The organism is Flavimobilis sp. BM9 (assembly GCF_058313055.1).
The window spans coordinates 251,862-273,502 of the sequence record NZ_JBZEMO010000001.1 but is presented as its reverse complement, the minus strand read 5'-3'; the positions used below and the strand labels follow the sequence as shown (position 1 = coordinate 273,502).

The following is a 21,641-nucleotide window of genomic DNA, read 5'->3' as shown; positions in this document are numbered from 1 at the left end:
CAGTTCGTCCTTTGCTTCCGTGCGGAGATGGATCGCGTCGTCACAGGGTCAGACCGCCTTCGCGGGCCCCGTCGGCGACAGCTGCCACCCGGCCGTGGTACTTGTTCCCACCGCGGTCGAAGACGACGGTGTCGATGCCAGCGGCCTTCGCACGCTCGGCGACGAGCTCGCCGACCTTGCGCGCCTTGGCGGACTTGTCGCCCTCCAGAGCGCGGAGGTCTGCCTCGAGGGTCGAGGCGGACGCGAGCGTGCGGCCGACAGCGTCGTCCACGACCTGAGCCGTGATGTGACGGGCGGAGCGCGTCACGACGAGACGGGGACGCACGGCGGTGCCGGCGACCTTCTTCCGCAGACGCAGGTGACGGCGCTTGCGAGCAACGGCAGTGCCCTTGCCCAGAATCTTGATCGCCATGGTCACTTACCAGCCTTTCCGGCCTTGCGGCGGACGTTCTCGCCGGCGTAGCGCACACCCTTGCCCTTGTAGGGCTCAGGCTTGCGGATCTTGCGGATGTTCGCGGCGACCTCGCCGACCTGCTGCTTGCTGATGCCACTGACCGAGAACTTCGTGGGGCTCTCGACCGCGAACGTGATGCCCTCAGGGGCGGACACGACCACGGGGTGGCTGAAGCCGAGGGCGAACTCGAGGTCCGAGCCCTTCGCCGCGACGCGGTAACCCGTGCCGACGATCTCGAGCTTCTTCTCGTAACCCTCGGTCACACCGGTGATCACGTTCGCGAGGAGCGTGCGGGTGAGACCGTGCAGGGCACGAGACTCGCGCTCGTCGTTGGGACGGGTCACGACGAGCGCGCCGTCCTCGTCACGAGCGATCTCGATGGGGGCGGGCACGACGTGCTCGAGAGTGCCCTTGGGGCCCTTCACGGTCACGAGAGCGCCGCTGATGGTGACGTCCACTCCAGCGGGAACCGGGACGGGAATCTTGCCAATGCGAGACATGGTGTTCTCCTCTCCGTCTTCCGGTTACCAGACGTAGGCGAGGACTTCCCCACCCACGCCCTTCTTTGCGGCCTGCTTGTCCGTGAGAAGACCCGAGGACGTGGACAGGATCGCCACGCCGAGCCCGCCGAGGACCTTCGGCAGGTTCGTGGACTTCGCGTAGACGCGGAGGCCGGGCTTCGAGATGCGGCGGATGCCCGAGAGGGCGCGCTCGCGGCTGGAGGTGTACTTCAGCTCCAGGATGAGGGTCTTGCCGACCTGAGCGTCCTCAACGGACCAGCCGGCGATGTAGCCCTCGGCCTTCAGGATCTCGGCAATGTTCGACTTCAGCTTCGAGAACGGCATGGAGACCGTGTCGTGCTGAGCCGAGTTCGCATTACGCAGACGCGTGAGCATGTCTGCGATGGGATCGGTCATCGTCATTGTGGGCTTCAGCCCTTCCTCGCCGGGGTATCCACGACGTCCGCCTCAGCGGCGCCGCAGACCTGCGACGTAGTTGTTACCAGCTGCTCTTCGTGACGCCCGGGAGCTCACCGCGGTGAGCCATCTCCCGGACGCACACGCGGCAGAGTCCGAACTTGCGGTACACGGAGTGCGGACGACCGCACCGCTGGCACCGGGTGTAGGCACGAACCGCGAACTTGGGCTTTGCGGCAGCCTTGTTGATCAGGGCCTTCTTAGCCATGTCAGTTCTCCTTGAAAGGGAAGCCGAGGAGACGGAGGAACGCACGGCCCTCGTCGTCGGACTTCGCGGTCGTGACCACGGTGATGTCCATGCCGCGAACCCGGTCGATCTTGTCGGGGTCGATCTCGTAGAACATCGACTGCTCGTTCAGGCCGAACGTGTAGTTGCCGTTGCCGTCGAACTGCTTGCCCGACAGACCGCGGAAGTCACGGATGCGGGGAAGCGCGACCGACAGCAGACGGTCCGCGAACTCCCACATACGGTCGCCGCGCAGCGTGACGTGCGCGCCGATCGGCATGCCCTCACGGAGCTTGAACTGAGCGATGGACTTGCGGGCCTTGGTGACCTGCGGCTTCTGACCCGTGATCGCAGTGAGGTCGCGGATGGCGCCCTCGATCAGCTTCGAGTCCTTGGCGGCGTCGCCGACACCCATGTTGACCACGATCTTGGTCAGGCGCGGGACCTCGTTGACGTTGCCGTACGAGAACTGCTCGCGCATGGCGGCGACGATCTCGTCGTTGTAGCGCGTCTTCAGACGCGGCTTCGCGGTGGTCTCAGTCATCAGATGTCCTTCTCGGCGTCGCCGTGGCCGCGGGTCACGCGGACGCGGGCGGTGCGGTCGCGACCGTCGCGCTGGACGGTCTCGGTGCGTGCGCCGAGACGCTTGCCGCGCTTGGCCTCGGCGTCGTAGTACTGCACGTTGCTGATGTGGATCGGGGCCTCGACGGTCTCGATCCCACCGGTGCGCGAACCACGCTGCGTCTGGCCGGCCTTGACGTGCTTGGTGACGCGCTGGACACCCTCGACGATGACGCGGTCGGAGTCCTTGAGGACCTCGAGGACGCGACCGGTCTTGCCCTTGTCACGCCCGGCGATGACCAGGACCTGGTCACCCTTCTTGATCTTCGCCATGTCAGATCACCTCCGGAGCCAACGAGATGATCTTCATGAAGCGCTTGTCACGCAGCTCACGACCGACCGGCCCGAAGATACGGGTGCCGCGCGGCTCCCCGTCGTTCTTCAGGATGACGGCCGCGTTCTCGTCGAACTTGATGTAGGAACCGTCCGGGCGGCGACGCTCCTTGACGGTGCGGACGACGACGGCCTTGACCACGTCACCCTTCTTGACGTTCCCGCCAGGGATTGCATCCTTGACGGTAGCGACGATGGTGTCGCCGATTCCGGCGTAGCGACGGCCCGAGCCACCGAGTACACGGATGCAAAGGATCTCCTTGGCACCAGTGTTGTCGGCGACGCGAAGTCGCGACTCCTGCTGGATCATTTACTGAACTCCTGTCGTCGAGCTGGTTCTCGCGCGTGCGAGCCTTGCCGAACGGATACTTTCTGGAACTGCGGCAGGGCGAAGTCTATCGCGTGGATGGACCCCGCCCCGCCGAAGCACGTGCTACTTGGCCTTCTCGACGATCTCGACGAGGCGCCAGCGCTTGGAGGCGGACAGCGGCCGCGTCTCCATGATAACGACCAGGTCGCCGATGCCGGCCGAGTTCTGCTCGTCGTGTGCCTTGACCTTGCTCGTGCGGCGGATGACCTTGCCGTAGAGCGGGTGCTTGACGCGGTCCTCGACCTCGACCACGACAGTCTTGTCCATCTTGTCGCTCACGACGTAGCCGCGGCGCGTCTTGCGCTGGTTGCGCTCTGCCTCGACCGCCGCTGCGGTGGTGTTGTCGCTCATGTCAGTCTCACTCACTCACGCTCGGGGCGGTACGGATGCCGAGCTCGCGCTCACGCAGGATCGTGTAGATCCGCGCGATGTCGCGGCGGACGGCCTTGAGACGGCCGTGGCTCTCCAGCTGGCCGGTGGCCGACTGGAACCGCAGGTTGAAGAGCTCCTGCTTCGCCTTCTCGAGCTCAGCAGCCAGACGGTCGTTGTCGAACCCGTCGAGCTCCGTGACAGCAAGATCCTTGCTACCGATAGCCATCAGTTCACACCACCCTCGCGCACCACGAAACGGCACTTCATCGGAAGCTTGTGCATCGCACGGCGCATGGCCTCACGGGCCAGGGCCTCGTCGACACCGGCCAGCTCGAAGACGATGCGGCCCGGCTTGACGTTGGCGATCCACCACTCCGGCGAACCCTTACCGGAACCCATGCGGGTCTCGGCGGGCTTCTTGGTCAGCGGACGGTCGGGGTAGATGTTGATCCACACCTTTCCACCACGCTTGATGTGACGCGTCATGGCGATACGAGCGGACTCGATCTGACGGTTGGTGACGTAGGCGGGCTCGAGAGCCTGGATGCCGTACTCACCGAAAGCGATCTGCGTACCGCCCTTGGCAGCACCCGAGCGGCTCGGGTGGTGCTGCTTGCGGTGCTTGAGCCTGCGCGGGATCAGCATGCTCAGGCCTCCGTTCCGGTCTCGACGGCCGCGGGCGCCTCCTGGGCGGGGGCCTCGGCCTGGGCGGGCGCCTCGGCGGTGGCCGGACGCTCCTGGCGGCGACCGCCGCGCACGGGACGGTCGTTGCCGCCACGTCCACCGCGGCCACGCGGAGCCTGGGAAGCCTGCTCGCGAGCAAACTCCTTCTCCGTCATGTCGCCCTTGTAGATCCAGACCTTCACGCCGATGCGGCCGAAGGTCGTGCGGGCCTCGAAGAAGCCGTAGTCGATGTTCGCGCGGAGCGTGTGCAGGGGCACACGGCCCTCGCGGTAGAACTCCGAACGGCTCATCTCGGCGCCGCCCAGACGACCGGCGCACTGGACACGGATGCCCTTGGCGCCAGCGCGCTGCGCGGACTGCATGCCCTTGCGCATGGCACGGCGGAACGACACACGGCTCGCGAGCTGCTCGGCGATGCCCTGGGCGACCAGCTGTGCCTCGATCTCGGCGTTCTTGACCTCGAGGATGTTCAGCTGGACCTGCTTGCCCGTGAGCTTCTCGAGCTCGCCGCGGATGCGGTCGGCCTCGGCGCCACGGCGACCGATGACGATACCCGGGCGCGCCGTGTGGATGTCCACGCGGACGCGGTCACGGGTGCGCTCGATCTCGACCTTGGCGATACCAGCACGCTCGAGGCCGGTGGCCATGAGCTTGCGGATCTCGACGTCCTCGCGGACGTAGTCGCGGTAACGCTGGCCAGGCTTGGTGCTGTCGGCGAACCAGCGCGACCGGTGGTCGGTGGTGATGCCGAGACGGTACCCGAGCGGGTGAACCTTCTGTCCCACTGTCAGGCCCCCTTCTTCTCTTCGCGCGGCTCAACGACCACGGTGATGTGGCTCGTGCGCTTGAGGATGCGGCTCGCGCGACCCTGCGCCCGAGGGCGGAAGCGCTTGAGCGTCGGACCCTCGTCGACCATGAGCTTGGTCACGACGAGCTTCTCGCGGACGAGGCCCTGGTTGTTGACCGCGTTAGCCGCAGCCGACTCGATGACCTTGTAGACGTTCTCGGCCGCTGCCTGCGGGGCGAACTGGAGCGCGGTCAGCGCGTCGTCGACGCTCTTCCCACGGACCAGGTCAGCCACGCGGCGGACCTTCTGCGGCGTGGCACGCACGAAGCGTGCGACCGCGAAGTCGCCAGCGACGTCTTCGCCGAGAAGGTTCTTGCGCTTGGCGCTGATCTCCTTCTGAGCTCCTGCGCTCATCGCCTTCTACCCTTCTTGTCGTCCTTCACGTGACCGCGGAAAGTGCGGGTCGGGGCGAACTCGCCCAGCTTGTGGCCCACCATCGACTCGGTCACGAAGACAGGCGTGTGCTTCCGGCCGTCGTGCACGGCAAAAGTGTGTCCGAGGAAGTCGGGCGTGATGACCGACCGGCGGGACCACGTCTTGATGACGTTCTTGGTCCCGGCCTCGTTCTGTGCGTCGACCTTCTTCTGAAGGTGTCCGTCGACGAAAGGACCCTTCTTCAGGCTGCGTGGCATCTGTCAGGCTCCTATCAGCGCTTCTTGCCAGTACGACGGCGACGCACGATGAGCTTGTCGCTCGCCTTGTTCGGACGGCGGGTACGGCCCTCGGGCTTGCCCCAAGGGCTCACCGGGTGACGACCACCGGACGTCTTGCCCTCACCACCACCGTGCGGGTGGTCGATCGGGTTCATCACGACACCACGGACGGTCGGGCGAACGCCCTTCCAGCGCATGCGGCCGGCCTTGCCCCAGTTGATGTTCGACTGCTCGGCGTTGCCGACCTCGCCGACGGTCGCGCGGCAGCGCGCGTCGACGTTGCGGATCTCGCCGGACGGCATACGCAGCTGGGCGTAGGGGCCGTCCTTCGCGACGAGCTGGACCGAGGTGCCAGCCGAACGTGCGATCTTCGCGCCGCCGCCGGGCCGAAGCTCGATGGCGTGGATGACCGTACCGGTCGGGATGTTGCGCAGCGGCAGGTTGTTGCCGGGCTTGATGTCGGCGCTGGGACCAGCCTCGACGAAGTCACCCTGCTTCAGCTTGTTCGGCGCGATGATGTAGCGCTTCTCGCCGTCCGCGTAGTGCAGGAGGGCGATGCGGGCGGTGCGGTTGGGGTCGTACTCGATGTGAGCGACCTTGGCCGGCACGCCGTCCTTGTCATGACGACGGAAGTCGATGACGCGGTAGGCACGCTTGTGGCCACCACCCTTGTGACGGGTCGTGATGCGACCGGTGTTGTTACGGCCGCCGGTCTTCGTCAGCGGACGGACCAGCGACTTCTCCGGCTCCGACCGCGTGATCTCGACGAAGTCGGCGACGCTCGCGCCGCGGCGCCCCGGCGTCGTCGGCTTGTACTTACGGATTCCCATGGGGATATGTCCTCAATCTGCTATCGCCGGCGTCAGCCGACCGGCCCGCCGAAGATGTCGATCGAGCCCTCGCGGAGGGAGACGATCGCACGCTTGGTGTCCTTGCGCTTACCGATGCCGAACTTCGTCCGCCGCGACTTGCCCTTGCGGTTGATCGTGTTCACGGAATCGACCTTGACGCCGAAGACCTTCTCGACCGCGATCTTGATCTCGGTCTTGTTGGCACGGGGGTCCACGACGAAGGTGTACTTACCCTCGTCGAGCAGCCCGTAGCTCTTCTCGGAGACGACCGGCGCGATCAGGATGTCGCGCGGGTTCTTCTGAAGCTCGCTCACTTGGCGTCCTCCTCGATGATCTCAGCGGACGAGGCCACTGCCGTGGCGGACGGACCCTTGGCGGGACCGGCCACGAACGCCTCGAGAGCCGCCTGCGTGAAGACGACGTCGTCCGAGATGAGCACGTCGTACGTGTTCAGCTGGTCAGCGACCAGGAGGTGCACCTGCTCGACGTTGCGGAGCGACTTGAGCGTGAGCTCGTCGCCACGCTCGAGCACGACGAGCACGTTCTTGCGCGACGACAGGTTCGCCAGCGCAGCCACAGCGGCCTTGGTCGACGGCTTGCCGTCGATACCGAAGCCCGTGACGACGTGCACGCGGCCGTTGCGCGCGCGGTCGGAGAGCGCACCGCGCAGGGCGGCAGCCTTCATCTTCTTGGGGGTGCGCTGCGTGTAGTCACGCGGCGTCGGCCCGTGCACGACGCCACCACCGGCGAAGTGCGGGGCGCGGGTCGAACCCTGACGGGCGCGGCCGGTGCCCTTCTGCTTGTACGGCTTCTTGCCACCACCACGGACCTCGGCCCGAGTCTTGGTGTCAGCCGTTCCCTGGCGGGCGGCAGCGAGCTGCGCAACCACGACCTGGTGGATCAGCGGGACGTTCGTCTGGACGTCGAACACCTCGGCGGGAAGCTCGGCGGTGCCGGACTTCTTGCCCTTGGCGTCGATGACGTCGACGGTCAGCGTGTCAGCCATGATCTCAGGCTCCCTTCACGGCGCTGCGCACGAGGACGACGCCGCCCTTGGGGCCGGGAACCGCGCCCTTGACGAGCAGCAGACCCTTCTCGGCGTCCACGGCGTGGATCGTCAGGTTCTGGGTGGTCTTGCGGGCGTTGCCCATGCGACCAGCCATCTTCATGCCCTTGAACACGCGCGACGGCGTGGAAGCGCCACCGATCGAGCCGGGCTTGCGGTGGTTGCGGTGGGCACCGTGCGAGGCGCCGACACCGTGGAAGCCGTGACGCTTCATGACACCCGCGGTGCCCTTGCCCTTGGTCGTGCCCACGACGTCGACCACAGCGCCGGCGGCGAACGCCTCAGCGGTGATCTCCTGGCCGAGCGTGTACTCGGCCGCGTCGGAGGTGCGGACCTCGGCGACGTGACGGCGAGGCGTGACGCCCGCCTTCTCGAAGTGACCGGTCAGCGGCTGGCTGACGCGGCGGGGGTCGACCTGGCCGTAGGCGAGCTGGACGGCGGTGTAGCCGTCCGTCTCAGCGCTGCGGACCTGGGTGACCACGTTGGTGCCGACGGCGACGACGGTCACGGGCACGAGGCGACCGGCCTCGTCCCAGAGCTGCGTCATCCCGAGCTTCGTGCCGAGCACAGCCGTCACCGGCCTGTTGTTCTGAGGGGTAGTCATCTTCTCTCCTCCCCGATCAGAGCTTGATCTCGATGTTCACGTCCGCAGGAAGGTCGAGACGCATGAGCGAGTCAACCGCCTTCGGCGTGGGATCGATGATGTCGATGAGGCGCTTGTGCGTGCGCATCTCGAAGTGCTCGCGGCTGTCCTTGTACTTGTGAGGCGACCGGATGACGCAAAAAACGTTCTTCTCCGTCGGCAACGGCACCGGGCCCACGACCGTCGCACCAGCGCGAATCACCGTGTCGACGATCTTGCGCGCCGAACTGTCGATGACTTCGTGGTCGTAGGACTTGAGCCGGATGCGGATCTTCTGTCCCGCCATGGCGTCGTCTGACTCTCTCTCTCGAACCGCTACTGTCCGACCCCCGCGCTCGGGCGTGTCGCATGTGCGTCACGCCCGAACCCGATCACCCGGGTGGGTGCTGGGCCGTTGGTGATGTGCTGGTCCGCATCCCGCAGTGCGGGGTGCGCGCCGTCCACAACGTCTTCTTGTCTGACGGGGGCTCATCGCGAAGTATCTCGATCTGTACGCACAGAGAGTCCACCTCGCGATTCCACGCGGATCAACACACTGTTCGATACATGAATGAGCGCGCCCGTGACAGGCAACCTGAACATCTTGCCACGGGACCACCGCCCAGCACAAACCCTCGTCGTAGTGACGTGCGACGCACACGCGCTCGGGCGCGTCGCACGTCCGCCTGGCACTCCCCAGACGCAGCAAGGCCCGCCTCGCGAGAGACGGGCCTTGCTGTGCTCAGCAGCCGGCGGAGCCGGCGAACCGTGCGTCTAGCTCATCGCTGACCTGAGGTCACTTGATGATCTTGGTGACCTGGCCGGAGCCGACGGTACGACCACCCTCACGGATGGCGAAGCCGAGGCCCTCCTCCATGGCGATCGGCTGGATGAGCTCGACCGACATCTCGGTGTTGTCGCCGGGCATGACCATCTCGGTGCCCTCGGGCAGCGTGATGACGCCGGTGACGTCCGTCGTACGGAAGTAGAACTGCGGACGGTAGTTCGAGTAGAACGGGTTGTGACGCCCGCCCTCGTCCTTGCTGAGGATGTAGACGCGAGCCTCGAAGTGCGTGTGCGGGGTGATGGAGCCCGGCTTCACGACGACCTGGCCACGCTCGACGTCCTCGCGCTTGATGCCACGGAGCAGAAGACCGGTGTTGTCACCAGCCTGCGCCTCGTCCATCGACTTGTGGAACGTCTCGATGCCCGTGACGGTGGTCTTCTGCGCGGGGCGGATACCGACGATCTCGACGTCGGAGTTCACCTGCAGAGCGCCACGGTCGACCTTGCCGGTGACGACGGTGCCACGACCGGTGATCGTGAAGACGTCCTCGATCGGCATGAGGAAGGGCTTGTCGAGGTCACGGACCGGGTCCGGGACGTTGTTGTCGACAGCCTCCATGAGGTCCTCGACGGACTTGACCCAGGTCGGGTCGCCCTCGAGCGCCTTGAGGCCCGAGACGCGGATGACCGGAGCCTCGTCACCGTCGAAGCCCTGCGAGGAGAGGAGCTCGCGCACCTCCATCTCGACGAGCTCGAGGATCTCCTCGTCGTCGACCATGTCGGACTTGTTCAGCGCGACCAGCAGGTAGGGAACACCGACCTGGCGGGCGAGCAGAACGTGCTCACGGGTCTGAGCCATCGGGCCGTCGGTCGCCGCGACCACGAGGATCGCGCCGTCCATCTGAGCGGCACCGGTGATCATGTTCTTGATGTAGTCAGCGTGACCGGGAGCGTCGACGTGCGCGTAGTGGCGCTTGTCCGTCTCGTACTCGATGTGCGCGATGTTGATCGTGATGCCGCGCTGCTTCTCTTCGGGCGCCTTGTCGATCTCGTCGAACTTGAACTCAGGGTTCACGTCCGGGAACTTGTCGTGCAGCACCTTGGAGATAGCCGCCGTCAGCGTCGTCTTACCGTGGTCGACGTGACCGATGGTACCGATGTTGACGTGCGGCTTGGTCCGCTCGAACTTGGCCTTCGCCACTGGGGTCCTCCTGGGACTTGGGTAGTTGTGCCGAACGATGCAGGTGCCCGCCCCGAGGGGCGGAGCATCTGCCGGGCGTGCGGGTCGCTACAGGTTGATGGTTGTTACTGGATGGTCGACCTGTGGGGACTCACTCGCCCCGGGTCTTCTTGATGATCTCTTCGGCAACGTTCCGAGGGACCTCGGAGTAGCTGTCGAACTGCATCGAGTACACAGCGCGACCCTGGGTCTTCGACCGCAGGTCACCGATGTACCCGAACATCTCGGAGAGCGGCACCTGAGCGCGCACCACCTTCACGCCGGTCGCATCCTCCATGGACTGGATCATGCCACGACGAGAGTTGATGTCGCCGATGACGTCGCCCATGTACTCCTCGGGCGTACGCACCTCGACCGCCATGACCGGCTCGAGAAGAACCGGGTCCGCCCGCTTGACGCCCTCCTTGAGGACCATCGAGCCGGCAATCTTGAACGCCATCTCGGACGAGTCGACGTCGTGGTACGCGCCGTCGAGCAGGATCGCCTTGACGCCCACGAGGGGGAAGCCGGCGAGCACACCGAGCTGCATCGCAGCCTGGATGCCCTGGTCGACGGACGGGATGTACTCACGCGGGATACGACCACCGGTGACGGCGTTCTCGAACTTGTAGAGCTCGCCCTCGGAGGTGTCGAGCGGCTCGAAGGTCACCTGGACCTTGGCGAACTGACCCGAACCACCGGTCTGCTTCTTGTGCGTGTAGTCGATCTTCTCCGCCGCGCGGCGGATCGTCTCGCGGTACGCGACCTGCGGCTTGCCGACGTTGGCCTCGACCTTGAACTCGCGACGCATGCGGTCGACGAGGATGTCGAGGTGGAGCTCGCCCATGCCGCCGATGACGGTCTGGCCGGTCTCCTCGTCGAGCTTGACGCGGAAGGTCGGGTCCTCCTCGGCGAGCTTCTGGATCGCGACGCCGAGCTTCTCCTGGTCGGCCTTCGTCTTCGGCTCGATCGCGACGTCGATGACAGGCTCAGGGAAGGTCATCGACTCGAGGATGACGGGCGCGTCGGTGGCGCACAGCGTGTCACCGGTCGTGACGTCCTTCAGGCCGATGAACGCGTAGATGTGACCTGCCGAGGCCTCCTCGACCGGGTTCTCCTTGTTGGAGTGCATCTGGAAGAGCTTGCCGATGCGCTCCTTCTTGCCCTTGGTCGAGTTGAGCACCTGAGCGCCCTGCGCGACCTTGCCCGAGTACACGCGGACATAGGTGAGCTTGCCGAAGAACGGGTGCGTCGCGACCTTGAACGCGAGAGCCGCGAACGGCTCCGAAGCGTCCGGGTGGCGGGTGATGACCTTCTCCTCGTCCTTGACGTCCGTGCCGTCGATGGCGGGGACGTCGAGGGGCGACGGCAGGTAGTCGATGACGGCGTCGAGCATGGGCTGGACGCCCTTGTTCTTGAACGCCGAACCGCACATGACCGGGAAGGCCTCGCCAGCGATGACGAGCTTGCGGATGCCGGACTTGATCTCGGCGATCGAGAGCTCCTCGCCACCGAGGTACTTCTCGAGGAGAGCCTCGTCGGCCTCCGCGATGTCCTCGATGAGCTGAGCGCGGTACTGCTCAGCCTTCTCCTGGAGGTCGGCCGGGATCTCCTCGATCTCGTAGTGCTCGCCGAGCTTCGTCTCGCCACGCCAGACGAGCGCCTTCATCTCGAGCAGGTCGACGACGCCGATGAAGTCGTTCTCGGCGCCGATCGGCAGCTGGATGACGAGCGGCTTCGCCTTGAGGCGGTTGATGATCGTGTCGACGGTGAAGTAGAAGTCAGCGCCGAGCTTGTCCATCTTGTTGACGAAGCAGATGCGCGGGACGTTGTACTTGTCGGCCTGGCGCCAGACGGTCTCCGACTGGGGCTCGACGCCCTCCTTGCCGTCGAACACGGCAACCGCACCGTCGAGGACACGGAGCGAACGCTCGACCTCGACCGTGAAGTCGACGTGCCCGGGGGTGTCGATGATGTTGATCTGGTTGTTCTTCCAGTAGCAGGTCGTCGCGGCGGACGTGATCGTGATGCCGCGCTCCTGCTCCTGCTCCATCCAGTCCATCGTCGACGCGCCGTCGTGCGTCTCACCGATCTTGTAGTTGACACCCGTGTAGAAGAGGATGCGCTCGGTGGTCGTCGTCTTACCAGCATCGATGTGGGCCATGATGCCGATGTTGCGGACCTTGTTCAGGTCGGTCAGCACGTCAAGTGCCACGGTGGTGTTCCCCTTTAGCGGTGGAGGTCGTACGTGGGGGGCTCGAGCCCAGGTGCCCGAAGGCGCCCCGGAGAACCGGGGCGCCGTTCGGAATTACCAGCGGTAGTGCGCGAAGGCCTTGTTGGACTCGGCCATCTTGTGCATGTCCTCGCGGCGCTTGACAGCGGCACCCAGGCCGTTGGAGGCATCGAGGATCTCGTTCATAAGGCGCTCGGTCATCGTCTTCTCGCGGCGAGCGCGCGAGTAGTCGACGAGCCAACGCAGCGCGAGGGTGGTCGCACGCGTCGGGCGGACCTCGACGGGCACCTGGTAGGTCGCACCACCGACGCGGCGCGAGCGGACCTCGAGCGCCGGGCGGATGTTCTCGAGCGCGCGCTTGAGCACGACGACGGGGTCGCCGTCGACCTTGCCGCGAACACCCTCGAGGGCGCCGTAGACGATCGCCTCGGCGGTCGACTTCTTGCCGTCCAGGAGGACCTTGTTGACGAGCTGGGTGACGACGGGCGATCCGTAGACCGGGTCGACGATGAGCGGCCGCTTCGGGGCCGGACCCTTACGAGGCATCAGGCCTTCTCCTTCTTCGCGCCGTAGCGGCTACGCGCCTGCTTGCGGTTCTTGACGCCCTGCGTGTCGAGCGCGCCGCGCACGATCTTGTAGCGGACACCGGGGAGGTCCTTCACACGGCCGCCGCGCACGAGCACGATCGAGTGCTCCTGCAGGTTGTGGCCGACGCCGGGGATGTACGCCGTGACCTCGATCTGGCTCGAGAGGCGCACACGGGCGACCTTCCGGAGCGCCGAGTTCGGCTTCTTGGGGGTGGTGGTGTACACGCGGGTGCACACGCCGCGCCGCTGCGGGGAGCCCTTGAGGGCCGGGGTCTTCGACTTCCCGACCTTGGACGTCCGCCCCTTGCGGACGAGCTGCTGGATCGTAGGCACTACGTCTCCGTGTCTTCTCGAGCTGTGCGGGTGGTCCCGCAGGTTTGGTCTGTGTCGCGCCGCCAGCATCAGCGCACACCTCCGCCTGCTTCCGCAGACGGAACGCCAACTACCACCGGCTCGATGGTCCAGCTCACCAGGTCTCGCGACCCGGCTTGCCGGAATGCCCGCCACGTCGTCGGTCGCATCCGCTCACCTGGGGCGGTGCCGATCCGCGGGAGACCGGCGCGGTCTGGGTCAAGACCCGACACGCCGACTTCTCGCGAATCGATTCCGCAGGCCGCCGCTCTCCTGGTGTGCAGGAGGCTCCCCGGGCCCAAGGGCGCGGAGCGCTGGCAGCGCATGCGGATGCCCGACGACACGGGCACGAGTGCCAACGTTATCCGCGCAACAGCCGCGGTGTCAAAGGGCTCGAGGCTCGGCACCCGGTGACCTGCCTCACCGCAGCGGCTGCAGACCTGGAGCCCCACCCCGCTCCCCCACGTCGGACGGGGACCCTGACGACTCGCCGACAGCTGTCCCTCAGGGCGACGACGAGGGGCCCGCCGCTTACGCGGCGGGCCCCTCGTTCAGAGCTTTCGGCAGCCCTCAGATCACTGGAAGTCGCCGAAGTCGATCTCGTCGAGCGGGATCGCGTCACCCGAGCCCATACCGAGCGTCGGGAAGTCGATCTCGTCGTAGCCGAAGCTCGGGTAGAGCTCCGCCTTCGCCTCCTCCGTCGGCTCGACCTCCACGTTGCCGTAGCGCGGGAGGCCGGTGCCGGCCGGGATGAGCTTACCGAGGATGACGTTCTCCTTGAGGCCGAGCAGCGGGTCGCGGCGACCGCTCATGGCGGCCTCCGTGAGCACGCGCGTCGTCTCCTGGAAGGACGCCGCCGACAGCCACGAGTCCGTCGCGAGCGACGCCTTCGTGATGCCCATGAGCTCCGGACGGCCAGCCGCAGGGGCGCCGCCCTCGGCGACGGCCGCACGGTTCTGGTCCTCGAAGCGCGTGCGCTCCGCGAGCTCGCCCGGCAGCAGGTTGGTGCCACCCGACTCGAGGACGGTGACGCGCCGCAGCATCTGCCGCACGATGACCTCGATGTGCTTGTCGTGGATGTCCACACCCTGCGAGCGGTAGACCTCCTGGACCTCGTCCACGAGGTGCTTCTGCGTCGCGCGCGGGCCGAGGATGCGCAGGACCTTCTTCGGGTCCACCGCGCCCTGGACGAGCTGCGTGCCGACCTCGACGTGCTGACCGTCCTCGACGAGGAGGCGAGCACGCTTGGTCACCGGGTACGCGATCTCCTCGGAGCCGTCGTCGGGCGTGAGCACGAGACGACGCGACCGCTCGGCCTCGTCGATCGTGATCCGGCCCGAGTACTCGGCGATCGGGCTCTCACCCTTCGGGGTGCGAGCCTCGAAGAGCTCCGTGACACGCGGCAGACCCTGCGTGATGTCGTCTGCCGAGGCGACACCACCGGTGTGGAAGGTACGCATGGTCAGCTGCGTGCCCGGCTCACCGATCGACTGCGCGGCGATGATGCCGACAGCCTCACCGATGTCCACGAGCTTGCCGGTCGCGAGCGAGCGGCCGTAGCACTTGGCGCACGTACCGACGCGGGACTCGCACGTGAGCACCGACCGGACCTTGAGGTCCACCACGCCGGCCTCGACGAGGGCGTCGATCAGGACGTCACCCACGTCGTCGCCGGCCTCGCCGATGACCTTGCCGTCGACCTCGACGCGGCTCGCGAGAGAGCGCGAGTAGATGCTCGTCTCGACCTTCGGGTGACGACGGAAGACACCGTCGGGGCCCTGCTCCGAGACCGCGAGCAGCAGCCCGCGCTCCGTGCCGCAGTCCTCCTCGCGGACGATGACGTCCTGCGAGACGTCCACCAGACGACGGGTCAGGTAGCCCGAGTCCGCCGTACGCAGCGCGGTGTCAGCGAGACCCTTACGGGCACCGTGCGTCGCGATGAAGTACTCGAGGACGGACAGACCCTCGCGGTAGTTCGACTTGATCGGACGCGGGATGATCTCACCCTTCGGGTTCGCCACGAGACCACGCATACCGGCGATCTGACGAACCTGCATCCAGTTACCACGAGCACCCGAGCCCACCATCCGGTAGACGGTGTTGCGGGCGTGGCTCTCGAAGTTCTCCTTCATGACCTTGGCGACCTTGTCGGTGGCCTGGGTCCAGATCTCGATGAGCTCCTGACGGCGCTCGTCGTCAGTGATCAGGCCCTTCTCGTACTGCTGCTGGACCGTGAGCGCCTTGGCCTCGTGGTCGTCGAGGATCTGACGCTTCTCGAGCGGCGTGTTGACGTCGGAGATCGCGATCGTGACGCCCGAGCGCGTCGCCCAGCGGAAGCCCGCAGCCTTGAGCGCGTCGAGCGACTCGGCAACCTCGACCTTCGGGTACTTCTCAGCGAGCTCGTTGACGATCGCGGAGAGCTGCTTCTTGTCGACGACCCCGTTGACGTACGGGTAGTCGACCGGGAGCGTCTCGTTGAACAGCGCGCGGCCGAGCGTGGTCTCGAACAGGATCGGCTGCCCCTGCTCCCAACCCTCAGGAGCCTCGAAGTCGCTGACCGGCGGGACGAGGTCCTCCATGCGGATCTTCACGACCGCGTTGAGGTCCAGCGTGCCCTGGTCGAACGCCATGATCGCCTCGGCGACCGAGGAGAAGGCGCGTCCCTCACCCGTCGCACCCTCACGGTCCGACGTCAGGTGGAACAGACCGATGATCATGTCCTGCGAGGGCATGGTCACCGGACGACCGTCCGACGGCTTGAGGATGTTGTTGCTCGACAGCATGAGGATGCGGGCCTCGGCCTGAGCCTCGGCCGAGAGCGGCAGGTGCACGGCCATCTGGTCACCGTCGAAGTCAGCGTTGAACGCTGCGCAGACGAGCGGGTGCAGGTGGATCGCCTTGCCCTCGACGAGCTGGGGCTCGAACGCCTGGATACCCAGACGGTGCAGCGTAGGCGCACGGTTGAGGAGGACCGGGTGCTCGGTGATGACCTCTTCGAGGACGTCCCACACGACCGGCTTCGCACGCTCGACCATCCGCTTCGCGGACTTGATGTTCTGCGCGTGGTTGAGGTCCACGAGACGCTTCATGACGAACGGCTTGAACAGCTCGAGCGCCATCTGCTTCGGCAGGCCGCACTGGTGCAGCTTGAGCTGCGGGCCGACGACGATGACCGAACGGCCCGAGTAGTCGACGCGCTTGCCGAGCAGGTTCTGGCGGAAACGACCCTGCTTGCCCTTGAGCATGTCGGAGATCGACTTCAGCGGGCGGTTGCCCGGTCCGGTCACCGGACGTCCGCGACGCCCGTTGTCGAAGAGCGCGTCGACGGCCTCCTGGAGCATCCGCTTCTCGTTGTTCACGATGATCTCGGGAGCACCGAGGTCGAGCAGACGCTTCAGGCGGTTGTTGCGGTTGATGACGCGGCGGTACAGGTCGTTGAGGTCCGACGTCGCGAAGCGGCCACCGTCGAGCTGCACCATCGGGCGCAGGTCCGGCGGGATGACCGGGACAGCGTCGAGAACCATGCCCGTCGGCGAGTTGGTCGTCGTGAGGAACGCGTTGACGACCTTCAGGCGCTTGAGGGCGCGGGTCTTCTTCTGGCCCTTGCCCGTACGGATGATCTCGTGGAGGTTCTCGGACTCGGCCTCAAGGTCGAAGTCCTGCAGGCGCTTCTGGATCGCCGCAGCGCCCATCGAGCCCTCGAAGTAGTTGCCGTAGCGGTCCTGCAGCTGGCGGTAGAGCAGCTCGTCACCCTCGAGGTCCGCGACCTTGAGGTTCTTGAACCGGTCCCACACCCGCTCGAGGCGGTCGAGCTCGGCGTCCGCACGCTTGCGGATCTGAGCCATCTCACGCTCGGCAGAGTCGCGGACCTTGCGGCGCGCGTCAGCCTTGGCACCCTCGGCCTCCAGGGCCGCGAGGTCCTGCTCGAGGCGCTGGGCGCGGTTCTCGATCTCGCTGTCGCGACGGTCGGTGATCTCCTTCTTCTCCAGGTCGATCTCGTTCTGGAGGTTCGGGAGGTCTTCCTGGCGACCGGCCTCGTCGACCGAGGTGATCATGTACGCCGCGAAGTAGATGACCTTCTCGAGGTCCTTCGGAGCGAGGTCCAGCAGGTAGCCCAGACGCGAGGGCACACCCTTGAAGAACCAGATGTGGGTGACGGGAGCGGCGAGCTCGATGTGGCCCATGCGCTCACGGCGCACCTTCGAGCGCGTGACCTCGACGCCACACCGCTCGCAGATGATGCCCTTGAAGCGCACGCGCTTGTACTTGCCGCAGTAGCACTCCCAGTCCCGGGTCGGGCCGAAGATCTTCTCGCAGAAGAGTCCGTCCTTCTCAGGCTTGAGGGTGCGGTAGTTGATGGTCTCGGGCTTCTTGACCTCACCGTGGGACCAGGTGCGGATGTCCTCCGCGGTGGCCATTCCGATGCGCAGCTCGTCGAAGACATTGACGTCGAGCAAGGTGTTCCTACTTCCTTGGTTCGCCGGGCGGTCGTGGATCCGTCGCCGGCGCTATGGAGGCTGAAGAATGTGTCAGGTCGCGCCGCCCGCATCGCTCACGCGGAGCGGGCGGCGCACCCGATATCAGATCTCGTCGATGCTGGAGGCAGCGTTGGGACGGCGGGACAGGTCGATGCCCAGCTCCTCCGCAGCGCGGTACACCTCGTCGTCGGACTCGCGCATCTCGATCGAGACACCGTCGGACGACAGCACCTCGACGTTCAGGCAGAGCGACTGCATCTCCTTGAGAAGCACCTTGAACGACTCAGGGATGCCCGAGTCGGGGATGTTCTCGCCCTTGACGATCGCCTCGTAGACCTTGACCCGGCCGGGGACGTCGTCGGACTTGATCGTGAGCAGCTCCTGGAGCGTGTAAGCGGCGCCGTAGGCCTCGAGGGCCCACACCTCCATCTCACCGAAGCGCTGACCACCGAACTGCGCCTTACCACCTAGCGGCTGCTGCGTGATCATCGAGTACGGACCGGTGGAGCGCGCGTGGATCTTGTCGTCCACGAGGTGGTGCAGCTTCAGGATGTACATGTAGCCGACCGAGACAGGCTCCGGGAACGGCTCGCCGGAGCGACCGTCGAAGAGCCGCGCCTTGCCGTCCGTGCCGACCATGCGGTCGCCGTCACGGTTCGGGATGGTCGCGCCCATGAGGCCCGTGAGCGCGTCCTCCTCGAGACCGTCGAAGACCGGGGTCGCGAGCGGGCGGCCGGGGTCGGACGCGTGCGCGACCTCGGGCAGCGACTTGAGCCACTCGAGGTCGCCCTCGGCCAGCTTGACGTCGTAGCCCTGCGCCGCGATCCACCCGAGGTGGACCTCGAGCACCTGACCGACGTTCATACGGCCGGGGACACCCATCGGGTTGAGGATGATGTCGACAGGCGTGCCGTCAGCGAGGAACGGCATGTCCTCGACGGGCAGGATCGTCGAGATGACGCCCTTGTTGCCGTGGCGGCCGGCGAGCTTGTCGCCTGCGGTGATCTTGCGTCGCTGAGCGATGTACACGCGGACGAGCTCGTTGACACCGGCGGGCAGCTCGTCGCCGTCCTCACGACGGAACTCCTTGACGCCGATGACCGTGCCGGACTCGCCGTGGGGCACCTTGAGGGACGTGTCACGGACCTCGCGAGCCTTCTCGCCGAAGATCGCGCGGAGCAGACGCTCCTCCGGGGTCAGCTCGGTCTCACCCTTGGGCGTGACCTTGCCGACGAGCACGTCGCCCGCGCCGACCTCAGCACCGATGCGGATGATGCCGCGCTCGTCGAGGTCCGCCAGGACGTCCTCGGAGACGTTCGGGATGTCCCGCGTGATCTCCTCAGGGCCGAGCTTCGTGTCGCGAGCGTCGATCTCGTGCTCCTCGATGTGGATCGAGGAGAGGACGTCGTCCTGGACGAGGCGCTGCGACAGGATGATCGCGTCCTCGTAGTTGTGGCCCTCCCACGACATGAACGCGACGAGCAGGTTGCGCCCGAGCGCGAGCTCGCCGCCGTCGGTCGCAGGACCGTCCGCCAGGACGGACCCGGACTCGACGCGGGTGCCCTCGTCGACCAGCACGCGCTGGTTGTAGGACGTGCCCTGGTTCGAGCGGCGGAACTTCGCGATGCGGTAGCTCGTCGTGGTGGCGTCGTCGTTGGCGACGACGACGAGGTCTGCAGAGACCTCGCGGACCACACCGGGCTTGGTCGCGACGATGACGTCACCGGCGTCGACCGCAGCACGCCACTCCATGCCGGTGCCGACGAGCGGCGCCTCGGAGCGGACGAGCGGCACGGCCTGGCGCTGCATGTTCGCGCCCATGAGTGCGCGGTTGGCGTCGTCGTGCTCGAGGAACGGGATGAGCGCGGTCGCGACCGACACCATCTGGCGCGGCGAGACGTCCATGTAGTCGACGTTCGCACCGGGGACGATCTCGACCTCGCCGCCCTTCGTGCGGACGAGCACGCGCTCGTCGACGAAGGAACCGTCGGGGTTCAGCGCCTGGTTCGCCTGGGCGATGATGTGGCGGTCCTCGTCGTCGGCCGTGAGGTACACGACGTCGTCCGACACGCGCCCGTTCTCGACCTTGCGGTACGGCGTCTCGATGAAGCCGAACGGGTTGATGCGACCGAAGGACGCGAGCGAGCCGATGAGGCCGATGTTCGGGCCTTCAGGGGTCTCGATCGGGCACATGCGGCCGTAGTGCGACGGGTGGACGTCACGGACCTCCATGCCGGCGCGGTCACGAGAGAGACCGCCCGGGCCGAGCGCGGAGAGGCGACGCTTGTGCGTCAGGCCCGCGAGCGGGTTGTTCTGGTCCATGAACTGCGAGAGCTGCGACGTGCCGAAGAACTCCTTGATCGACGCCACGACCGGGCGGATGTTGATCAGGGTCTGCGGGGTGATCGCCTCGACGTCCTGCGTCGTCATGCGCTCGCGCACGACGCGCTCCATCCGGGACAGGCCCGTGCGGACCTGGTTCTGGATGAGCTCACCGACGGCGCGGATGCGCCGGTTGCCGAAGTGGTCGATGTCGTCCGTCTCGGCGCGGACCTCGATCGGCTCGCCGTCCTTGAGGCCGGGGATCGTGGCGACGTCGGCGTGCAGCGCGGCGAGGTACTTGATCGTCGCGACGATGTCGCCGACGGCGAGGACCGAGTCGTGAAGGTCAGCGTCGCGGCCGAGCTTCTTGTTCAGCTTGTAGCGGCCGACCTTCGCGAGGTCGTAGCGCTTCGAGTTGAAGTAGAAGTTGTCGAGCAGGTTGCGGCCCGCCTCGACGGTGGGCGGCTCGCCCGGGCGGATCTTGCGGTAGAGGTCGACGAGCGCCTCGTCCTGCGTCTGGACGTTGTCCTTCTCGAGGGTGTCGAGGACGGCCGGGAAGTCCTTGAACTCCTCGCGGATCTCGGACTCGGTCAGGCCGAGGGCCTTGAGCAGGACCGTGACGGACTGCTTGCGCTTGCGGTCGACACGGACGCCGACGGCGTCGCGCTTGTCGATCTCGAACTCGAGCCAGGCACCGCGGGACGGGATGATCTTCGCGGAGAAGATGTCCTTGTCGCTCGTCTTGTCGGCGATGCGCTCGAAGTAGACGCCGGGCGAACGGACGAGCTGCGAGACGACGACGCGCTCGGTGCCGTTGATGATGAACGTGCCACGCGACGTCATGAGCGGGAAGTCGCCCATGAAGACGGTCTGGCTCTTGATCTCACCGGTGTTGTAGTTCACGAACTCGGCCGTGACGAACAACGGCGCGGCATACGTGAAGTCCTTCTCCTTGCACTCCTCCGCCGTGTACTTCGGCGGCTCGAAGCGGTGGTTGGAGAAGGAGAGGGACATCGTGGACCCGAAGTCCTCGATCGGGGAGATCTCGGCGAAGATCTCCTCCAGACCGGACGTGTCGGGGACGTCACGGCGACCGGCCTCGACAGCGGCGGCGACGCGCGCCTGCCACTTCTCGTTGCCGAGGAGCCAGTCAAAGCTCTCGGTCTGCAGCCCGAGGAGGTCAGGGACCTCGAGCGGCTCGAAGATCTTGGCGAATGACAGTCGCCTGGATGCCGTGCGGTGGGCGATCGCATCGGCGGACGGAGCATTAGGGATGCGCGAGGCAGCCAAGAGGGGTCCTTCCCTGCGGTTCGTGAGCTCTGCGACGGTCGTGGCTGGTGCGATCCCCCGGCCGCATCGCGCGTCGGTCGCCTAGGCACGACGTTCCGCTACGATGGGTTATCTGAGATTGCAGGCACAGGCCAGCGCAAAGCGCTAGCATAACGGACCCGGTCCCGTCGAGCAAGGGACGCCCCTGTGCGCCCCGTCTCCCTCATCGCAGTCTCCTGCGGCAGTCCCCCACGAGGTGACGCTGCCCTCCGCGAGCCGTCGTCTGAGCTGCCCCAGAACCTACTTGTCGGCGAAGAGGT

24 protein-coding genes are annotated in these 21,641 nt (G+C 66.4%); all 24 read right to left on the bottom strand.

The genetic code is table 11. The annotated features are described in order from the left end of the window. Positions 1-40: 40 nt before the first annotated feature. Positions 41-412: a 50S ribosomal protein L18 gene (rplR, locus tag AC4F3Q_RS01180; protein WP_168446281.1), complete on the bottom strand. Its 372-nt coding sequence runs from the start codon at positions 410-412 to the stop codon at positions 41-43. Between the two features lie 2 nt (positions 413-414). Continuing rightward, a complete protein-coding gene (gene rplF, locus AC4F3Q_RS01175; protein ID WP_168446282.1) occupies positions 415-954 on the bottom strand; it encodes a 50S ribosomal protein L6 in 540 nt (179 codons plus the stop codon). A 24-nt stretch (positions 955-978) separates the two neighbouring features. After that, positions 979-1,377, bottom strand: coding sequence for a 30S ribosomal protein S8 (gene rpsH, locus AC4F3Q_RS01170; protein WP_168446283.1), 399 nt, complete (start codon positions 1,375-1,377; stop codon positions 979-981). A 76-nt stretch (positions 1,378-1,453) separates the two neighbouring features. Further along, positions 1,454-1,639 carry a type Z 30S ribosomal protein S14 gene (locus AC4F3Q_RS01165; protein WP_098457546.1) on the bottom strand — a complete coding sequence of 62 codons (186 nt, stop codon included), beginning with the start codon at positions 1,637-1,639 and terminating at the stop codon, positions 1,454-1,456. A 1-nt stretch (position 1,640) separates the two neighbouring features. After that, positions 1,641-2,201 (bottom strand): 50S ribosomal protein L5, encoded by a 561-nt coding sequence (gene rplE / locus AC4F3Q_RS01160; protein ID WP_168446284.1) that lies wholly within the window; start codon positions 2,199-2,201, stop codon positions 1,641-1,643. Then, on the bottom strand, positions 2,201-2,551 hold the full coding sequence (gene rplX / locus AC4F3Q_RS01155) for a 50S ribosomal protein L24 (RefSeq protein WP_168446285.1): 351 nt from the start codon (positions 2,549-2,551) through the stop codon (positions 2,201-2,203). The genes rplE and rplX overlap by 1 nt, the downstream gene beginning before the upstream one ends. 1 nt (position 2,552) lies before the next feature. Then, the gene (rplN, locus tag AC4F3Q_RS01150) at positions 2,553-2,921 is read right to left on the bottom strand and encodes a 50S ribosomal protein L14 (RefSeq protein WP_098457549.1); all 369 of its coding nucleotides are present in this window, start codon (positions 2,919-2,921) and stop codon (positions 2,553-2,555) included. Positions 2,922-3,044: 123 nt separating this feature from the next. Then, positions 3,045-3,332 (bottom strand): 30S ribosomal protein S17, encoded by a 288-nt coding sequence (gene rpsQ / locus AC4F3Q_RS01145; RefSeq protein WP_098457550.1) that lies wholly within the window; start codon positions 3,330-3,332, stop codon positions 3,045-3,047. Positions 3,333-3,339: 7 nt separating this feature from the next. Further along, entirely contained in the window at positions 3,340-3,579 is a 240-nt protein-coding gene (rpmC, locus tag AC4F3Q_RS01140; RefSeq protein WP_098457551.1) for a 50S ribosomal protein L29, read from the bottom strand. Continuing rightward, positions 3,579-3,998 (bottom strand): 50S ribosomal protein L16, encoded by a 420-nt coding sequence (rplP, locus tag AC4F3Q_RS01135; protein ID WP_491038393.1) that lies wholly within the window; start codon positions 3,996-3,998, stop codon positions 3,579-3,581. Before rplP ends, rpmC begins: the two co-directional genes overlap by 1 nt. A gap of 2 nt (positions 3,999-4,000) precedes the next feature. Further along, positions 4,001-4,822, bottom strand: coding sequence for a 30S ribosomal protein S3 (gene rpsC / locus AC4F3Q_RS01130; RefSeq protein WP_168446287.1), 822 nt, complete (start codon positions 4,820-4,822; stop codon positions 4,001-4,003). A 2-nt stretch (positions 4,823-4,824) separates the two neighbouring features. Continuing rightward, positions 4,825-5,238 (bottom strand): 50S ribosomal protein L22, encoded by a 414-nt coding sequence (gene rplV / locus AC4F3Q_RS01125; protein WP_098457554.1) that lies wholly within the window; start codon positions 5,236-5,238, stop codon positions 4,825-4,827. Further along, a complete protein-coding gene (gene rpsS / locus AC4F3Q_RS01120) occupies positions 5,235-5,516 on the bottom strand; it encodes a 30S ribosomal protein S19 (RefSeq protein WP_098457555.1) in 282 nt (93 codons plus the stop codon). Before rpsS ends, rplV begins: the two co-directional genes overlap by 4 nt. 14 nt (positions 5,517-5,530) lie before the next feature. Beyond that, a complete protein-coding gene (gene rplB, locus AC4F3Q_RS01115; protein WP_098457556.1) occupies positions 5,531-6,367 on the bottom strand; it encodes a 50S ribosomal protein L2 in 837 nt (278 codons plus the stop codon). A gap of 32 nt (positions 6,368-6,399) precedes the next feature. Next, the gene (gene rplW / locus AC4F3Q_RS01110) at positions 6,400-6,702 is read right to left on the bottom strand and encodes a 50S ribosomal protein L23 (RefSeq protein ID WP_098457557.1); all 303 of its coding nucleotides are present in this window, start codon (positions 6,700-6,702) and stop codon (positions 6,400-6,402) included. Further along, positions 6,699-7,394, bottom strand: coding sequence for a 50S ribosomal protein L4 (gene rplD / locus AC4F3Q_RS01105; RefSeq protein ID WP_491038392.1), 696 nt, complete (start codon positions 7,392-7,394; stop codon positions 6,699-6,701). The genes rplW and rplD overlap by 4 nt, the downstream gene beginning before the upstream one ends. Positions 7,395-7,398: 4 nt before the next feature. Continuing rightward, positions 7,399-8,058 carry a 50S ribosomal protein L3 gene (gene rplC / locus AC4F3Q_RS01100; protein ID WP_168446289.1) on the bottom strand — a complete coding sequence of 220 codons (660 nt, stop codon included), beginning with the start codon at positions 8,056-8,058 and terminating at the stop codon, positions 7,399-7,401. 16 nt (positions 8,059-8,074) lie between these two features. Next, positions 8,075-8,383 carry a 30S ribosomal protein S10 gene (gene rpsJ, locus AC4F3Q_RS01095; protein WP_098457560.1) on the bottom strand — a complete coding sequence of 103 codons (309 nt, stop codon included), beginning with the start codon at positions 8,381-8,383 and terminating at the stop codon, positions 8,075-8,077. A 489-nt stretch (positions 8,384-8,872) separates the two neighbouring features. Then, complete coding sequence (tuf, locus tag AC4F3Q_RS01090; RefSeq protein WP_168446290.1) at positions 8,873-10,063, bottom strand: elongation factor Tu; 1,191 nt, start codon at positions 10,061-10,063, stop codon at positions 8,873-8,875. 130 nt (positions 10,064-10,193) lie between these two features. Then, a complete protein-coding gene (gene fusA, locus AC4F3Q_RS01085) occupies positions 10,194-12,296 on the bottom strand; it encodes an elongation factor G (protein WP_168446291.1) in 2,103 nt (700 codons plus the stop codon). Between the two features lie 93 nt (positions 12,297-12,389). After that, positions 12,390-12,860 carry a 30S ribosomal protein S7 gene (rpsG, locus tag AC4F3Q_RS01080; RefSeq protein ID WP_098457563.1) on the bottom strand — a complete coding sequence of 157 codons (471 nt, stop codon included), beginning with the start codon at positions 12,858-12,860 and terminating at the stop codon, positions 12,390-12,392. Next, a complete protein-coding gene (gene rpsL / locus AC4F3Q_RS01075; RefSeq protein WP_098457564.1) occupies positions 12,860-13,234 on the bottom strand; it encodes a 30S ribosomal protein S12 in 375 nt (124 codons plus the stop codon). Before rpsL ends, rpsG begins: the two co-directional genes overlap by 1 nt. A gap of 593 nt (positions 13,235-13,827) precedes the next feature. Further along, complete coding sequence (locus tag AC4F3Q_RS01070) at positions 13,828-17,709, bottom strand: DNA-directed RNA polymerase subunit beta' (RefSeq protein ID WP_168446292.1); 3,882 nt, start codon at positions 17,707-17,709, stop codon at positions 13,828-13,830. Between the two features lie 123 nt (positions 17,710-17,832). Beyond that, a complete protein-coding gene (rpoB, locus tag AC4F3Q_RS01065) occupies positions 17,833-21,342 on the bottom strand; it encodes a DNA-directed RNA polymerase subunit beta (protein ID WP_491038391.1) in 3,510 nt (1,169 codons plus the stop codon). Positions 21,343-21,641: the final 299 nt, after the last annotated feature.

Coding starts and splice junctions, on each gene's coding strand:
- rplD (WP_491038392.1), bottom strand. CDS start 7,394: ATGGCTGACACGCTGACCGTCGACGTCATCGACGCCAAGGGCAAGAAG.
- rplN (WP_098457549.1), bottom strand. CDS start 2,921: ATGATCCAGCAGGAGTCGCGACTTCGCGTCGCCGACAACACTGGTGCC.
- rplX (WP_168446285.1), bottom strand. CDS start 2,551: ATGGCGAAGATCAAGAAGGGTGACCAGGTCCTGGTCATCGCCGGGCGT.
- rpsQ (WP_098457550.1), bottom strand. CDS start 3,332: ATGAGCGACAACACCACCGCAGCGGCGGTCGAGGCAGAGCGCAACCAG.
- rpsJ (WP_098457560.1), bottom strand. CDS start 8,383: ATGGCGGGACAGAAGATCCGCATCCGGCTCAAGTCCTACGACCACGAA.
- rplP (WP_491038393.1), bottom strand. CDS start 3,998: ATGCTGATCCCGCGCAGGCTCAAGCACCGCAAGCAGCACCACCCGAGC.
- rplC (WP_168446289.1), bottom strand. CDS start 8,058: ATGACTACCCCTCAGAACAACAGGCCGGTGACGGCTGTGCTCGGCACG.
- AC4F3Q_RS01165 (WP_098457546.1), bottom strand. CDS start 1,639: ATGGCTAAGAAGGCCCTGATCAACAAGGCTGCCGCAAAGCCCAAGTTC.
- rplV (WP_098457554.1), bottom strand. CDS start 5,238: ATGAGCGCAGGAGCTCAGAAGGAGATCAGCGCCAAGCGCAAGAACCTT.
- rpsS (WP_098457555.1), bottom strand. CDS start 5,516: ATGCCACGCAGCCTGAAGAAGGGTCCTTTCGTCGACGGACACCTTCAG.
- rpsG (WP_098457563.1), bottom strand. CDS start 12,860: ATGCCTCGTAAGGGTCCGGCCCCGAAGCGGCCGCTCATCGTCGACCCG.
- rplR (WP_168446281.1), bottom strand. CDS start 412: ATGGCGATCAAGATTCTGGGCAAGGGCACTGCCGTTGCTCGCAAGCGC.
- rplB (WP_098457556.1), bottom strand. CDS start 6,367: ATGGGAATCCGTAAGTACAAGCCGACGACGCCGGGGCGCCGCGGCGCG.
- rplE (WP_168446284.1), bottom strand. CDS start 2,201: ATGACTGAGACCACCGCGAAGCCGCGTCTGAAGACGCGCTACAACGAC.
- rpsH (WP_168446283.1), bottom strand. CDS start 1,377: ATGACGATGACCGATCCCATCGCAGACATGCTCACGCGTCTGCGTAAT.
- rpmC (WP_098457551.1), bottom strand. CDS start 3,579: ATGGCTATCGGTAGCAAGGATCTTGCTGTCACGGAGCTCGACGGGTTC.
- rplF (WP_168446282.1), bottom strand. CDS start 954: ATGTCTCGCATTGGCAAGATTCCCGTCCCGGTTCCCGCTGGAGTGGAC.